At 52.0% G+C, this 15,215-nt stretch carries 18 protein-coding genes and 1 tRNA gene; 9 read left to right on the top strand and 10 right to left on the bottom strand.

The annotated features are described in order from the left end of the window. Positions 1-6: 6 nt before the first annotated feature. From NIZ92_RS08790 to NIZ92_RS08800, 3 genes are all read right to left on the bottom strand, one after another. Positions 7-1,053, bottom strand: a complete 1,047-nt coding sequence (locus NIZ92_RS08790; protein WP_254003114.1) for an NADP(H)-dependent aldo-keto reductase — start codon at positions 1,051-1,053, stop codon at positions 7-9. Between the two features lie 82 nt (positions 1,054-1,135). Beyond that, complete coding sequence (locus tag NIZ92_RS08795) at positions 1,136-2,794, bottom strand: amidohydrolase (RefSeq protein WP_254003115.1); 1,659 nt, start codon at positions 2,792-2,794, stop codon at positions 1,136-1,138. A 368-nt stretch (positions 2,795-3,162) separates the two neighbouring features. Then, positions 3,163-3,579, bottom strand: a complete 417-nt coding sequence (locus NIZ92_RS08800; protein ID WP_035267876.1) for a YkgJ family cysteine cluster protein — start codon at positions 3,577-3,579, stop codon at positions 3,163-3,165. A 459-nt stretch (positions 3,580-4,038) separates the two neighbouring features. Between NIZ92_RS08800 and NIZ92_RS08805 the strand changes: the two genes are divergently transcribed. Next, a tRNA-Val gene (locus NIZ92_RS08805) sits at positions 4,039-4,115 on the top strand. A 536-nt stretch (positions 4,116-4,651) separates the two neighbouring features. Here NIZ92_RS08805 and NIZ92_RS08810 read toward each other — a convergent pair. Further along, positions 4,652-5,272: a hemolysin III family protein gene (locus NIZ92_RS08810; RefSeq protein WP_254003116.1), complete on the bottom strand. Its 621-nt coding sequence runs from the start codon at positions 5,270-5,272 to the stop codon at positions 4,652-4,654. A 360-nt stretch (positions 5,273-5,632) separates the two neighbouring features. Here NIZ92_RS08810 and NIZ92_RS08815 point away from each other — a divergent pair, with 360 nt between their 5' ends. Further along, positions 5,633-5,806: a DUF1508 domain-containing protein gene (locus tag NIZ92_RS08815; protein ID WP_021446666.1), complete on the top strand. Its 174-nt coding sequence runs from the start codon at positions 5,633-5,635 to the stop codon at positions 5,804-5,806. A gap of 145 nt (positions 5,807-5,951) precedes the next feature. On the opposite strand, the gene NIZ92_RS08820 is transcribed toward NIZ92_RS08815, so the two are convergent. Beyond that, positions 5,952-6,356: a RidA family protein gene (locus NIZ92_RS08820; protein WP_254003117.1), complete on the bottom strand. Its 405-nt coding sequence runs from the start codon at positions 6,354-6,356 to the stop codon at positions 5,952-5,954. A 333-nt stretch (positions 6,357-6,689) separates the two neighbouring features. Between NIZ92_RS08820 and NIZ92_RS08825 the strand changes: the two genes are divergently transcribed. From NIZ92_RS08825 to NIZ92_RS08855, 7 genes are all read left to right on the top strand, one after another. After that, positions 6,690-7,118: a hypothetical protein gene (locus NIZ92_RS08825; RefSeq protein WP_203144732.1), complete on the top strand. Its 429-nt coding sequence runs from the start codon at positions 6,690-6,692 to the stop codon at positions 7,116-7,118. A 176-nt stretch (positions 7,119-7,294) separates the two neighbouring features. After that, complete coding sequence (locus tag NIZ92_RS08830) at positions 7,295-7,714, top strand: GFA family protein (protein ID WP_060185813.1); 420 nt, start codon at positions 7,295-7,297, stop codon at positions 7,712-7,714. A gap of 124 nt (positions 7,715-7,838) precedes the next feature. Next, entirely contained in the window at positions 7,839-8,381 is a 543-nt protein-coding gene (locus tag NIZ92_RS08835) for a lipocalin family protein (RefSeq protein ID WP_254003118.1), read from the top strand. A 170-nt stretch (positions 8,382-8,551) separates the two neighbouring features. Continuing rightward, complete coding sequence (locus NIZ92_RS08840) at positions 8,552-9,361, top strand: ABC transporter substrate-binding protein (protein ID WP_026482714.1); 810 nt, start codon at positions 8,552-8,554, stop codon at positions 9,359-9,361. Between the two features lie 102 nt (positions 9,362-9,463). Continuing rightward, positions 9,464-10,198: an amino acid ABC transporter permease gene (locus NIZ92_RS08845; RefSeq protein WP_035268691.1), complete on the top strand. Its 735-nt coding sequence runs from the start codon at positions 9,464-9,466 to the stop codon at positions 10,196-10,198. Beyond that, positions 10,198-10,896, top strand: a complete 699-nt coding sequence (locus tag NIZ92_RS08850) for an amino acid ABC transporter permease (RefSeq protein ID WP_035267749.1) — start codon at positions 10,198-10,200, stop codon at positions 10,894-10,896. The genes NIZ92_RS08845 and NIZ92_RS08850 overlap by 1 nt, the downstream gene beginning before the upstream one ends. Then, the gene (locus tag NIZ92_RS08855; protein ID WP_254003119.1) at positions 10,893-11,627 is read left to right on the top strand and encodes an amino acid ABC transporter ATP-binding protein; all 735 of its coding nucleotides are present in this window, start codon (positions 10,893-10,895) and stop codon (positions 11,625-11,627) included. Before NIZ92_RS08850 ends, NIZ92_RS08855 begins: the two co-directional genes overlap by 4 nt. A gap of 152 nt (positions 11,628-11,779) precedes the next feature. Here the strand turns inward: NIZ92_RS08855 and NIZ92_RS08860 are convergent, their stop codons facing one another. From NIZ92_RS08860 to NIZ92_RS08880, 5 genes are all read right to left on the bottom strand, one after another. Beyond that, positions 11,780-12,052, bottom strand: a complete 273-nt coding sequence (locus NIZ92_RS08860; RefSeq protein ID WP_035267745.1) for a hypothetical protein — start codon at positions 12,050-12,052, stop codon at positions 11,780-11,782. Between the two features lie 103 nt (positions 12,053-12,155). Beyond that, positions 12,156-12,692, bottom strand: coding sequence for a hypothetical protein (locus NIZ92_RS08865; RefSeq protein ID WP_035267742.1), 537 nt, complete (start codon positions 12,690-12,692; stop codon positions 12,156-12,158). Between the two features lie 57 nt (positions 12,693-12,749). Then, a complete protein-coding gene (locus NIZ92_RS08870; RefSeq protein WP_254003120.1) occupies positions 12,750-13,070 on the bottom strand; it encodes a TM2 domain-containing protein in 321 nt (106 codons plus the stop codon). Positions 13,071-13,078: 8 nt separating this feature from the next. Then, positions 13,079-13,396, bottom strand: coding sequence for a hypothetical protein (locus NIZ92_RS08875; RefSeq protein WP_254003121.1), 318 nt, complete (start codon positions 13,394-13,396; stop codon positions 13,079-13,081). A gap of 46 nt (positions 13,397-13,442) precedes the next feature. Then, positions 13,443-15,146, bottom strand: coding sequence for a sigma-54-dependent Fis family transcriptional regulator (locus tag NIZ92_RS08880; protein ID WP_035267740.1), 1,704 nt, complete (start codon positions 15,144-15,146; stop codon positions 13,443-13,445). Positions 15,147-15,215: the final 69 nt, after the last annotated feature.

Here is a 15,215-nt window from a genome sequence, read left to right on the forward strand (position 1 = left end):
AGCCAGTTAAGGCGCTGGGTTCGGGGTGTGGTGGTGAATAGCGTTGATCTTGGCAACTAACTCATCACTTAATTGAACATCTGCACTGGCGATGTTCTCGCGCAGTTGTTCCAGCGTAGTCGCACCGATCAGGTTGCTGCTGGTAAAGGCTTGCTGGTTCACCCAGGCCAAGGCCAATTGGGTAGGCGTCAAACCGTATTCGAGAGCCAGTTCGTTGTAGGCCAACGCGGCCTCACGAGCGCGGGGAGCATCGTAGCGCGTGAAACGGTCGTACAGCGTCAACCGTCCTTTCTCGGGACGAGCTCCTTTGTCATATTTGCCCGTCAACACACCCATCGCCAAAGGTGAATAGGCCAGCAGACCCAGGCCTTCATAACGGCAGAATTCGGACAGCCCTTCTTCAAACACGCGGTTCAGCAGGTTGTAGGGGTTCTGGATCGTGGCAATCAAAGGCAGAGAGCGGGAGCGCGACAGTTCCAGAAAGCGCGAAACACCCCAAGGCGTTTCATTGGAAACACCTATGTGACGTATCTTGCCTTGACGCACAAAGTCATCCAGTACCGACAAGGTTTCCTCGATTGGGATAGTGTCTTCTTCTTTCCACGGGTAGCTGCGCTGCCCAAATGTCACCGTGCTGCGATCCGGCCAGTGCAGTTGATACAGGTCCAGATAGTCCGTTTGCAGTCGACGCAGGCTGTCATGCAGGGCTTGTTCCAGATTCTTGCGATCCAGGCTGGTACCGCCATTGCGGATATGACCAGGGCGTTTGGGGTCACGTTGAGGGCCAGCAATTTTGCTGGCCAGAACAATGTCCTTGCGGCGGCCGGTTTTAGTCAGCCAGGTGCCGATATATTGCTCGGTCAAACCTTGCGTAGCCGCCATAGGGGGAACAGGGTACATCTCGGCGGTATCCACCAGATTCACACCCAGTTCCAAAGCAAGGTCCAGTTGAGCGTGCGCATCGGCCTCGCTGTTCTGTTCCCCGTATGTCATGGTGCCCAAGCCAATCAGGCTGACATCCAGGTCCGTATTGCCCAGCTTGCGGTATTTCATTTGCTTCGACTCCCGAAAGCGCAGGGCCGGGCGGCCCTACAAACCGTGCATGGTAGCGTATTTAGCCAGCCTGCCGGGCAGCTTATTGTGCAGCTGTGTACACCAGACGACCTTGGAAAATAGTCATCAACACCTTGGTGTCGCTGATTTCGCTAGGCTTAATCTTGAATAAGTCCCGATCCAGCACAATCAGATCAGCAGATTTCCCTGTTTCCAAAGACCCTGTTTCTGTTTCGCGGCCCAAAGCCTTGGCACCGTTTTGCGTAAAAATCTGCAGTGCTTCGGTCAGATTCAAGGCTTGTTTAGCGCCCAGTTGCTCACCCTGCCGCTGCCCGAAGGGATTGGCGCGCGTCATCAGAGACTCAATCGCGGGCCAAGGGTTGTTGTCCTTCACACCAGAGGGCCAGTCCGAGCCGGCAATAATGGTGGCGTCATGATCCAACAACATACGGGTCTGGAACATGTTCCTGCTGCGCTCACCCACTACCGAGCTGATGGCGTCAGTCAAACCGGAGGGGTACCAGATATAGGGAGAAAAGTCGGCGGCTACATTCAGCGCCTTGAAGCGCGGTTTGTCCTGATCGTCTACAAACTCCGAGTGTGCAAGCTCGTGCATCAAACCTTGAGGACCATTGGCGTTGCGTGCTTTTTCAATAGCGTTCAACGCCACGCGAATAGCCCGATCACCCGCGGTATGCATCTTCAAACCATACCCGGCTGCATCCAGGTGAGAGACGACGCGATCCAGTTCATTTTCAGGAACGACCAAGGCCCCCAAGGACAAAGGATCATCCTGGTGAGTATCCGTGTAGGGTTCCAGCATGGCGGCTGTATGTGCCGCGGTAGGAACCCCGTCGGTATAGATCTTGACGTAGTTGGTCTTCAGATCAGGGAGGGCATACTGCTTGCTGATGCGGTCAATTTCAGCAAAATCAAAAACATGCTTGCTGTCCTTGCCAGAGATACGGATGGCGGTGGCGATATGGGCATTCAAACCCTCTTGTTTGGCCAGGTTGTAATACGAGCGCACAACAGCCTCGCTGGCATCGGCATCCTTTAAACCCGTAATCCCGAACTGGTTGGACTCCTGGATGGCATACCGCGCTGCTTTCAGATATTGATCATCCGTCCAATCCGGTACAAAAGAACGGATATAGCTATTGGCCTCGACTAAAACCCCGTTGGGTTCGCGGCTATCAAGCTCGTGCTTGACGGTCATGCCGCTAGGAGGCGTAAAGTTGGCATCAATCTGCAAGAGGCCCAACGCCTTGGAGTTGACCCAGGCGTTGTGACCCGTATCGTCGGTCAACACAATAGCCTTGTCGCCAGAGACGGCATCCAGCCATGCGCGCGGCGAAGCAATTTTGTGAGTCTTGAAGAAATCACTGTCCCATTGGCCTCCCTGAATCCACAGCGTTTCGCTACGCGCCACGCAGGCTTTCAAGGTGTTTGCCAATACATCCGGCGTTACCGTGAAAGGGAAGTTGCACTGGAACAGATGCTTCAAGCCACCCCATACAGGATGGGAGTGTGCTTCATTGATACCGGGCATAGCCATTTTCCCGCCAAGATCAATCAGCTGAGTCTTGTCTCCACGTCTAGATTGCAGTTGCTCTGTACTGCCCACGGCTTCAATTTTTCCATCACGTATCGCAATGGCTTCAACCCAAGCCTGTTCCGGGTTCTGTGTATAAATACGCCCATTCACGATTAGCAGGTCGGCGGCAGGTGAGGCCGCCAATGTTATTGGGCTGAGGGTACTGATCCCAGCCAGGCATGCCAATGAGGCAACTGCTAAACGTGAACGACTAAAACGCATATCTCTTTGCTCCAGTATTGTTATGACGATGTTTGAGGTGTTGGATAAAGCTTGCTTGTGTTTTTGAGAGTTCAAAAAAGCGATAGCCAACACCTCAAGGCTACAGCTCTGGAGCAGGGGTTTCTATAGGTAAAAACACAATGAGAGATCTACGAATATGCCCAAAGTTATTCAAGCAATAAAATATCTCTGAACGTGTGAAAGAAGCTTTATGTGTCAATTGGTAGCCAACAAAAAAGCCTTCACGCATCAGCAGTGAAGGCTTTCCAAGAGAGGCTCAGCTACGGGTGTCAGGCCGCCTCATCATGCTCGGGCAGGGCGGGTGGAGCAGGCAGTGGGCGGTTAGGCAGTAAAGGCAAACCGTGTTTGCTACGCAAACGCTGGCAATCCACATTTGGGCTGCCATCCAGTTCCCAGATTTGGTAGTCACGACAGGGGGTAGGGCGATCCGGATAAATAGCGCAATGAATCCCAGGCTGGCCCAAGGTGCCACGCAAGGCAATACAACGACCTTCACCTTGCTCGGTTCCTTTCATACAGGCGCGCAACGGTCCAACCTTGGTGGTCAACTCGACCGGTACCGTACCGCCAGTCTCGCCACTTAACTCACCACTATAGAAAGATACCCGAAAGTGCGAACAGCACACGCCGCAGCTTAGACAGGGGTTTTCATCAAAAATCTCGTCATTGGGCGGCGTATAAAGCACCGCTTCCAGCGTAGTTTCCTGAACGCCGGGTAAATCCAGTAGTTGAGTCGGGGTAGGCGGGAGAGAAGAGCAAGTCATGTGCGTAGGTGTCCCGTAGCAGCCGCAGATCTGTTTCGGACGAGATTGATGATCTGCAGGCGTAAAGCAATCATTTTATTTTTGCCCGAAGAACTTGAATAGAAAAATCGTGCGCCAGTAAGGTAGCTTGATGCTGGCTGGAGACAGATTGAGTGTATCTATATGTTTCATGGATCGGCCTTGCCAGGAAGGGCATAAATTTCTGGGAATTCGTTAGTTTTTTATTTAATTCTTATAAAACAATGGTTTACAAGATTTCCCTGTATTGGGGAGCTATTTTTCTAGCGAAGTCATATAAAAAAGATCATCTTTTTTATAGAAAAACGCAAAATAGTGTTGACAGCCTCATAGGGAAGATCTATTATTTCATTTCTTCACCGCAGGCGGTTAGCTCAGTTGGTTAGAGCGCTACGTTGACATCGTAGAGGTCGCTGGTTCGAATCCAGTACTGCCTACCAGAATACATGCACACAGCTCCAAGCTGTGCCAAGAGAAGCCCCAAAGATCAATGCTTTGGGGCTTTTTTGTTTTCTACGGCCATAGCCTGCCCTGTTAATGCTTATATTGAATCCAGCGCGCGTCTAAGCTCTCTCGGCTCAGGGCTGACCCCAACGGCCCGTAAATGGCGATTACAGATAAACCAGATTTCGTCCCTGTCGTTAGCCAAAATAAAGAAGGCGTCCGATGTCTCTGACGGGTTGAACATCCCCAGGGCACGGTAAGCGGTCTGCATATTAAATCCGCTTTGAAGCGGGGAGGGCTTGGGCCCATCCTTCAGCTCTTGAACACGAAGATATAGTCCCGTCTCTAGTGTGATCATGCAAGCCTCGCTTCTAGTTGCGTTGCTTTATTCTAGGAGCAGGAAAAGATCTTCGCCACAGGTCCCTACCTTTAGATGTAATCAGATTTCATCAGATATAACAGAGCTTATGTTAGTCGACAAAAAAGCCTCGGTAGAGGCTTTTTTGTGTGTTCGCGCCCGGGGTGCTTTGTCTTACATGACAACATACTGGGAGATGGCCAGAAAATGCGCTGCGCTGCCAGCCAGCACAAATAAATGCCAAATGCCGTGCCAATGCCGGAAGCGTTCGTCAAACACAAAGAACACGATCCCGGCGGTATAAATTGCTCCCCCTGCCGCCAGCCAGGAAAAGCCTTCCGAGCCCAGATTGTCTGCCAGCGGACCCAGTGCCAGCAACACAATCCACCCCATAACGGCATAGATCACCAGCGATAGTATGCGTGCCGGCGAACGTGGGCGGATATCTTGAAGAATGCCAATCAGTGCCAAACCCCAGACCACGCCGAACAGACTCCATCCCCAAGGGCCTCGCAGCGTTACCAGGCAGAAGGGCGTGTAGCTGCCAGCAATCAACAGGTAGATGGAAAAGTGATCCAGCTTGCGGAAGACGTTTTTGGCCCGTCCCTTGAAGCAGTGGTACAAGGTGGAAATCAGGTACAGCAGGATAAGTGTGGCGCCGTAAATGGCCGTGCTGGTGATGCGCCAGGGGTCCCCGGTAAGGCTCGCCATGACAATTAGCCAGGATACGCCGCCTACAGCCAGAACTGCACCGATCAGATGTGACCAGGCATTGAAACGTTCACCGTAATACATGATGCTTTTTTCTCTCCGAACATTCGGCACGCCGATTGCAAGACCGTCGACGTGGTCGGAAAAGCTTAGCGCATAAATCAAGCTCTCGTATTGATCTCTGTTAGGTCAATGCGGGGCATTCGTTCGCCGCTTTGGATGAGGAATGCCGGTCGAAGTGTCCACCACACAAAACCTGATGAGCTGCACTTGTTTCCTTTCTTGGCTTGATGGCATATCTCTTGCGTTGTCAGTAAAAGAGGTGTGGTTTGATGGCAATTCAGTCACTTGTTGGCCTGCCACGTAAACCCCAATACCTGCTGATCAACTCCAGTTTTAGGATACGGTTTGCGCGACGTGCGCTCATACCTAAAGAGGGTCATCATGAAATTTGTGCTTTACAAGGACAAAAGTGGTGAATGGCGGTGGCGATTCAAGGCCGCGAATGGGAATATTATTTGCGTTAGCTCCGAAGGCTACAGCAGTAAGCAGAGCGCACAACACAGTATTGAGTCTGTGAAAAAAGGGATGGCTGATGCTCCGGTTGTCGAGGAGTAAGCAGAGACTTTCTTTAAGTTTTTACGCGCAGCTTGTAGGCTTATGAAAAAAAGCTCTCCAGCGAAAAGGGAGCCTAAAGACCTCGTCAAGATCCGAGGTCTTTTTTTATGTCGACTCCGTACGGGAGGCGACTTAACAGCAGCGATCAATCCAGCATCGCTTCAGCCTCAATCTCGATCAGCCACTCAGGCTTGGCCAAGCCACTGATCAAGATCCAGGAAGAGGGTGGTGGATTGACGGGAAATCGCTTCAGCAGCGCAGCAGCTATGTCGTCCTGCTCTTGTGGTGAGCTTGCATCTTCCCGGATAAAAATCCGCAGCATGATTACCTGATCCATCTTGCCGCCAACCTCGGCCAGGACTAGTTCAATATTGTCCAAGGCGGCTTCTGTTTGCTCGCGCATTCCACCAGCTACGGTGTGTTCCTGAGCATCTACACCTACTTGGCCAGAGAGCATGACACGGCGGTTGCCTGTGACCACCAGGCCCTGGCTGAAACCGTATTGCAAGGAATTGAATACGGTGGAGGGATTAATAGCGCTTTTTGTCATCTTGATAAATACATGAAAAGTTGAGTGGGTGTATTTACACACCATGCTCCTACCTTGGGGCGTTACGTCGGAAAGCAAGAGCCTGTCTTTGAGGAGGCTTTTTGAGGGGGAGCGGAGCCCAGTCTCCAACGGCAATAGGTAGGAAAAATTCTTCAAAATTAATTAAGTTTTATTTAAAGTGTCCATCGTCTGGCTTTATGCTTTTTTGTCCGAAATAGGCTGACCCTGCCTGCTATACTCGCCGCTTATTTTTTTTGGTAATAAAGGAAGCGGGAAATGAAGAAGATCGTATTTATAGCTGCCCTGTCAGTGGGCTTGGCGGGATGTGAAACGATGAACTCCATGACTAAAGGCATTGATGATGCGTTTGCCAGTGTCAATGAAGCGATGGGGGCGGGCCCGATTGCTGACACTCCGGCACAGATTTGTTCAGAGATGCGTTCCAATCATGCGCGTGCTGTGAACAAGTACAGTGGGAAAACCGTTGAGGTGACTGGCAAATTGGTGGCCATGGAGCAAAATACACTGGCCGAGGCCATGAGTGGCATGAACTCAAAAGTATGGGGCAGTGCCAAGCAGTTTGACGTTCGAGTCAGTAGCGGGCCTATCGTCTTTTCTTCCTTGATCAACCGCCGCACTGAGCAACTGAATGTGTTCAATATGGGTGACACGGTGACAATTAAAGGCCGTATCAGGACGATTGGCAAAGGGAAGTCTTGCACCATTAGCCTTGAAGAAAACATGAGCATCAAGCAGCAGTAAATGTGTAAGGGTCCGTTATGGCGGACTGCACGAATAAGCCCGCTTTGTAGCGGGCAGTGTTGTTTCTGGGGCCCAGGTTTTGTTGCACCTGGCCTTGGGAAAGGCTCATATCGAATTTCCATTACGGGACGATTCAGCCGTTAGAATTGCTTATCCATCTACCTACAGAGGCTCGTATGGCAAACAATACATCCACGATTCACGGCAACTGTCTGTGCGGTGCCGTCTCGATCAGTTTTCAGCAGCAAAAGCCTTCAATCAGCGCTTGCCACTGCGGCATCTGCCGCAGTTGGTCAGGTGGCCCCTTCTTGTCGCTGGAGTCCCATGAAGCTCCAGTAATTGAAGGCGCGGAGCATGTGCGCTCCTATGCCTCTTCGGAGTGGGCGGAGCGCAGTTTTTGTGATGTATGCGGTACGCACTTGTTTTACAAGCTCAAGGCCGGTGGTTTCCATGCTGTTTCTGCTGGCTTGTTCAAGGATAGCGGGAGCTGGCCGTTCGAGCTGCAGGTCTTTATTGATGACAAGCCTGACAACTACGCATTCGCTAACAAAACGCGAGAGATGACAGGCGAAGAGGTGGTTAAGCTGTTTTCCTGATGCTATGACTGGCCAGATGCATAAGCAGGGCCAGGGCTGCGCTTGCTGCAAACTGGACCGGTCGATCTATCAAAGGACGATTCCAGACACTCGATCTTGGGTCACCTACAAGGAGAACTTCGTGATGAAAAGAATTCTTTTCCTGTCGCTGTCTGCGTTATTGGTCGCCTGCGCTTCTTCCAACGCCGATCTGGCGACCCAGGAAGATGTAGACCTGAGTAAGTACATGGGCACGTGGTACGAGCAGGCGCGTCTACCCAATAACTTTCAGCGTGAATGTGCCGGAGATGTGCAAGCTAATTACGTGATGGAAGCGGACAAGACGATTACTGTTACCAATCGTTGTCAGGGTACGGACGGTGAGGTGAAGCAAGCCATCGGGCAGGGGCGTTTGTCGACGAGTGTGGAGCCTGCTGATCCGGCGATACTGGAAGTGCGTTTTGCTCCGAAATGGCTGTCCTGGTTCCCTATGGTGTGGGGTGACTACTGGATCATGAAGCTGGAAGGGGATTACCAGTATTCTTTGGTCGGTACGCCGGATCGGAAATATCTCTGGGTCTTGTCCCGAGAAAAACAGGCTGATCCGCAGCTTGTCAGTGACTTGCTGGATTACGCGGCATCCCAGGGCTTTGCGGTCCAAAAGGTGATTTCCACCAAGCAGCAGTAGCGTGCATTCGATGATCGACGCTTCTGCGTCTGCATAAAACAGCATAGCCTTTTAGCGTTTTTAGTTATAAGCATGGGGAAATTTGATCGTTTTGAAGAGCTTGTGGCTGTGGTCGAATGGCACGACGGTATGTATCGGACGTGCCATTTTTTTATCGGAATGTTTTTACTATGAAGTCGTTTTTAAGCATTGCCGCGACCCTTACCCTGGCGTTGGTGGCTGGAGTGGCCCAGGCTGATCGTCTGGATGACATCAAGAAAACGGGTGTCTTGAAAGTAGCGTCTTTCGACAGCAATCCACCTTTTGGTTTTGTGGATCAGAAGTCCCGCCAGATCACCGGTCTGGATGTGGATTTTGCTCAGGCTCTGGCTGACAAGCTGGGCGTGAAGCTGGAAGTCTTGCCAACCAACCCGGCCAATCGTGTGCCGCTGTTGACGTCCAATAAAGTAGATCTGGTTTTGGCCAACTTCACCATCACGGAAGAGCGTGCCAAACAGGTAGATTTCAGCATTCCGTACTTTGCATCGGGCCAGCAGTTTCTGGCTAAAAAAGGCGTCTTGTCCTCGCCCGAGCAGTTGAACTCGCTGCGTATTGGTGTGGATAAAGGGACGGTCAATGAGATCGTTCTGCGTGAAAAATACCCCCAGGCCAAGCTGGTTGCCTATGACGATACCCCCTTTGCTTTTACCGCTTTGCGTAACGGCAATGTGCAGGCCATCACTCAGGATGGTCCCAAGCTGATTGGTTTGCTGGCCAATGTGCCGGACAAGGAAAACTATGAAATTCCGGCCTTCAGCATTTCCGAGGACTTGATCGGTATTGGTATCCCCAAAGGCGAGACAGCACTGAAATCCTTTGTGGATGAAACTTTGCTGGAGCTGGAAAGCCAGGGCAAGGCTCAAGCCATTTATGACGTCTGGTTTGGCCCTCAGTCCAAGACACCGCTGGAGCGCTTGTACCGCATCGGTCAGCAACAGTAAGTCATCACTTGCTTGCAGGCCAGCCTTGAGTGTTCAGGCTGGCCTTTTACTGTTTGTGTTTTTAACAGTGGGATCACTTGATCCTGCTTTTTGGTGTTTGCTATGCCGTCTTCTGATTTCTGGCTGGCACCCCACTATGTGGGTTGGTTGCTGCAAGGGTTCTGGGTCACGATCCAGCTCTCTTTAGTTGTCTCTTTCGCTGCAACTGTTTTGGGTTTTCTGGTGTGTATTGCCAGGCTCTCGCCGTTTGCCTGGCTGGCCTGGCCGGTACGTGCTTACCTGAGTCTGTTCCGTAATACGCCCTTGTTGGTGCAACTATTTTTCTGGTATTTCGGTGCCTCGGCATTGATGCCGCCGGAGCTGGTTCAATGGTTGAACACCCAGCATGTCTTGCAACTGGTCTTGTTCGATGTGCATTGGCCCAGTTTCGAGATGCTGGCCGCTTTTGTAGGTTTGACGATCTACACCACGGCTTTTGTTGCAGAAGAATTTCGTTCTGGTGTGCGGGCAGTTCGCAAAGGGCAGTGGGCCGCAGCAGCCTCCTTGGGCATGTCTTCCATGCAGGTCTGGCGCTATGTGGTGATGCCGCAGGCCTTGCGCAATACCTTTCCCTCGCTGATCGGGCAGTACATGAATGTCATCAAGAACACCTCGTTGACCATGGCCATTGGCTTGGCAGAGCTGTCTTATGCGTCTCGTCAGGTGGAGACTGAAACTTTCAAGACTTTCCAGTCCTTTGGGATTGCAACGCTGTTGTATGTCTTGCTGGTCATGCTGGTTGAAGTGGGTGGGCAGTGGTTACAACGCCACCGTCTGCAAGTGCGAGGTGGGCTGTAATGAACTTCGATGTAATCCATGACAACCTGCTGTACTTCCTGGTGGGGGCGTATCCGCATGGCCCTTTGGGCGGTGCTGCGTTAACGCTCTTGCTAAGCGTGCTCTCGGCAAGCTTGTCGGCCGTTCTGGGGCTGGTTTTTGGTATAGCCCTGGTCTTGACGCGTGGCGTGGCGCATACCGCTTTGCTGCTGTTTCTGGGCTTTTTCCGCGCCATCCCTGTGATCATGCTGATTTTCTGGGTGTATTTTCTGCTGCCCATTCTGTTCAAGGTGGATGTGCCGGGTCTGTTTACCGTGGTCTGCGCCTTGTCCTTGATTGGTGGCGCCTATCTGGCGCACTCGGTATTTGCGGGCATCAGCAGCTTGCCGGCGGGGCAATGGCAAGCGGGCAAGGCCCTGGGCCTGAAAACTGCCCAAATCATGAAGTCCATCATCCTGCCGCAAGCTTTGCCGGTGATGCTGCCTTCTTTTATTAATCAGTGGGTTGCCTTGATCAAGGATACGTCGCTGGCCTACGTTATTGGCGTGGCGGAACTGTCTTTTGTGGCCACCCAGGTCAGCAACCGGGTTATGGTGCACCCCACTGAAATCTTCTTGTTTGTCGGGCTGATGTACTACGTGATCTGCGCAACGCTGGAGTTGATTGCGAATCGTGTGGCTCGACGTTATGACAAACATCTGCGACTGGATGGCAAATGATCCGTATCGATAGTGTTTCCAAGTGGTATGGCACGTTTCAGGTGCTCAAGAACTGCACGGCCCAGGTGGACCGTCAGGAAGTCGTGGTGGTGTGCGGGCCTTCGGGCTCGGGCAAGTCCACCTTGTTGAAAACCGTCAATGGTCTGGAACCGTTTCAGCAGGGCTCGATTGTTGTGGATGGGATTTCTGTCGGTGATCCGGCAACGAATCTGCCCGACTTGCGCAGTCGGGTCGGGATGGTTTTTCAGAACTTCGAGCTGTTTCCGCATCTGAACGTCTTGGCCAATCTGACCTTGGCGCAGCGTAAAGTGCTGGGCAGGGAGCGGGACGAAGCGAATGATCGGGCTTTGCTGTACCTGGACAGGGTGGGCCTGAAAGCGCTGGCGGATCGTTATCCAGCCAGTTTGTCGGGCGGGCAGCAACAACGTGTCGCCATTGCGCGGGCCTTGTGCATGGATCCGGTCTGCATGTTGTTTGACGAGCCTACTTCGGCCCTGGATCCTGAAATGGTCAACGAGGTGCTGGACGTAATGGTTAGTTTGGCGGAAGAGGGGATGACCATGATGTGCGTGACCCATGAGATGGGCTTTGCTCGCAAGGTGGCGGATCGGATGGTTTTCATGGATCAGGGCCAGATTCTGGAAGACGTGCCCACGGATGTATTCTTTGGGGATCTGGACGGCAGGCCGCAGCGGGTGCAAACCTTTTTATCCAAAGAACTGCGTCTATAGCGTCTTTCCCGGTTGTCGCCGAGCTTGCTGGGGCGTGAGGGCAGCCTGAAAAATGCGTGAATCCGTATGTAATAAAAAAGCCCGCCTGTTGAAACATGGGCGGGCTTTTTATGGGCGATGCGCCAGCTTGAGGCGTGTCGCTATACGGGGTCCTACTGTGCCGCTGTGTCAAACGATTGCAGTAGCGATTCAGCGGCAAGAACGGCACAACGTGCTTGCTCGTGCTGCTCATGCAGGCTCAGGTAACGAGCTTCGGCCTCATCGCCGCGTGCCACGTCCCCTTGGTAAGACTGCTTCACATAGTTTGCGTACCAGATGGACTCGGTCAGGCTCAGTCCTACAAACACTTCATTGCTGTCCTGATCTTGCGACAGGGCATGGATACTCTCTAAATACGCCCGTTCACGGGGCTGAAATTCCAACATACGACTCCTTAGATAAGCCCCCATTGTAATGGGTGGGGGAAATCAGGCCAGCGCAAGGGGCAGGAGCCTGCAGTCAAGTCAGCTAAAGGGGCTGAAATGTCTGTCAGCGTATGTTTGCAATCCAGTCGTCCAAGTACCATCGACGATGCAAGGTAGCAAGGTCGTCCAGCTGGTTTTTCATGACCGCAAATATTCCCCCGGTCCAGGTGCCGAAAGCCGGCTTTCCTTGCAGATCCGTGACGTTCTCGGCAAAGGTACGGGTCAGGACGATGGGATTTTGCCAGGCGTATTCTTTGCCGATTTTCTTGAAGTATTTTCCCGATAGCGCAAATTTCTCTGTTCCTTGATAGGCCAGAATAACTTGTTCAAATGATTTTTCACGCAAGCTGTCTGCTGTCTGAAAAAGTACGCGCATGATATCGATTTGACTGGTCTCTGCCGAGAACGACCGTAGATCAAACACCAGGACATTTGGGTTGAGGGCGTACTGATAATGGGCTCTGACTTCAATTGTTTTGTTTCTATGGTCTTTATCAAGACTCTGGGAAACGGGCTGCCAGATGGAAAAATAATTCCAGGCGAATAAAGCACTCAGTGTGCAGGTGATAAGGAAAAATGCGATGAGTAGTGTGCGTTTCATTTGTGTATCACTGAGCCGTCCTTAAAAGAAACCTTTTCAGGACGGCTCGTATCATGTTTAGCCGGGCAAACCTGCATTGTTAGACAAGGAAGTGGCGAGCAAGGTGTTTTTGTTGCGTACCCAGCCCGGGATCAGGAAGGCGTCTACCAGAACCCATACCAGTGCAACCCCCAACATGATCAGCCCAACCCCCATCACGCTGAGCAGTGCGCCCAGAATGGTCAGCACCAAAATGGCAATGGCGCTACCCGTTTTATCCATGTAAAAGCGATGGCCACCTAGCGTGCCCAGGAAAAACCAGAGCAGGTAAGTCACGCCCAGGCTTTTTTTGTTGGCATCATAAAGCATGGCTTGAGCAGTTGAGTTATTTGTAGACATATCAGGCCTCACGGTAAAAGTAAAATTACTTGATTAATAAAAAATAAGGAGCCGTAAGGCTCCTTGATTTCTCTGCTTGCTATTCGCTTTGCCACGAATTTTTTGGATTTTTTATTTTTCCTGGAATCCGCATTATTTTTAAAAAAATCAGTTTTTCTGGTGTTGTTTTTAAAAATTGTCTTGGCGATTATAGCGACTTGGCCGTCTGTGTTGTCTTTGTGTGCTGGGTTGTGGTTTTTAAGCTTGTCGGTTTCTATAAGATTTTGATGATTTTGCCTTGCGAATAATTTTCTGCCCGGGTTTTCGGATTGATTAGGCGGACTCAATTAAAGGTTTCAACTGCTCGCCAAAGCGGGCTTATGGATGCCTTGTTCAGGCTGGCATCGTCACCTTTTTTAAGCGATACGCCAACGCCGGCCGTGTCAGCCCCAGTCGTCGTGCTGCTTCTGAAATATTCCCGTTCGTTTTCTTCAGCGTCAGCTGGATGATTTGTTCTTCCAGGTCGTCCAGGTTGAAGGGCGTTTCCAGCAGGTTCTCCAGATATTGCGTCTGGTTCGCGCTGAAACAGGACTCTTTCGCCATAAAGCCTTGCGTATTCAAACTGCTCAAATACTGCAAGGCACTTTTCTGCTGCGGGAACAGGTGGTGAGTTTCGATTTCGTGATTGTGCTCGGTCAGGATGACGCCACGTTCGATCATGTTTTCAAATTCGCGGATATTGCCTGGCCAGTCGTATTGCATCAGTAATTCACGGCTGCGGTCGCTGACTCCCAGCACGTGCTTTTTGTACATGCTGGAGTATTTGTTCAGAAAGTATTCGGTCAGCAGCGGAATGTCTTCTTTACGCTCGCGCAGCGGCGGAATGTGAATGGGAAAGACATTCAGGCGGTAGTACAGGTCGGCACGGAAGGTGCCTTTCTGTACGGCTTCGGCCAAATCCTCGTTAGTGGCCGCCACCACGCGCACGTCGATATGGCGAGTGTTCTCATCACCCACGCGTTCCAGTTCCTGTTCTTGCAATACACGCAGCAGGGCGGCTTGGGACCGTGGCGATAGCTCCACGATTTCATCCAGAAAGATGGTGCCGCTCTGGGCACGCTCAAAGCGTCCGGGGCGGGATTTATGTGCGCCGGTATAAGCGCCTTTCTCGACACCAAACAGCTCTGACTCAATCAGCTCCGGGGGAATGGATGCACAGTTCACTGCAACAAAGGGTTGATCAGCCCGGTCGCTGGCGGCGTGCAGGCCGCGTGCGAAAGCTTCTTTCCCTACGCCGGTTTCCCCCAGCAGCAGCACGGAGACTTTGCTTTGCGCCGCCTTTTCCAGCAGATGACAGGCGGCCTGGTAAGCGGCGGACTGACCAATGGAGTTGGGCAAGGTGAAGTTGGCGCTGGAGTGCTTGAACTCCTGTTCGCGCAACTTCACCAGCTCACATCGCAAGGCAAACAGTTCGTCCTGGACTGGATCGGGCAGCATGAAACGGTCAATCTCGGGGTCATCATCTTCCCATTCCTCGGCTGGCTTGCCCACGATCTTGCAGTGGCTATGGCCCATGGCGCCGCATTGGGTTTCTTTGTAAATGATGCTCTTGCCCATATAGAAGCTGGTGTAGCCGCTGGCATAGCCCAGCAAGCTCCAACAGACCGGCTCGCTGGACTGGCCATGTTCTTTCTGGTGATTGCTGACTTCATAGGAGTCAAACCAGTCAAATTCGCCGTAGTACTGGCCTGCGTCGCGGTCAAAGGTCAGGGCGGTGGGCACGACTTTGACCATGCCGCGGATGGTGTGCATTTGCGGGCCGGCCAAAAAGGTCTCTTTCAGTGACAGGTCCGGGCGCACTTTTTGTGAGACCTCGGCATCTTTCATGCCCGCGTGGTAGCCAAAGCGCATCAGAAAGTATTTGGCGCGCTCGCTGCCCAAAGAGGCAATCAGTTCCTTGCGTAGCTGGCCAAAACCGCTGGCGTGCAGCAAGAGCATGCGCTGCTCGCCAAACCATATTTTGCCTTCCCGCGCATCAAAACGAATGGCGTCGATCAGGTCCTGACTTAATGGCAGTGTGAGTTCAGTAGCCCCCATGGCTGTCTCCATCCTGTGATTTCTTATTGTGGTTTTGAGTGTTCTAAAACCAGTATGCCGCCTGTCTTT

This window comes from Alcaligenes sp. 1735tsa3, assembly GCF_024134565.1.
In the GTDB taxonomy this organism is placed as follows: domain Bacteria; phylum Pseudomonadota; class Gammaproteobacteria; order Burkholderiales; family Burkholderiaceae_B; genus Alcaligenes; species Alcaligenes phenolicus.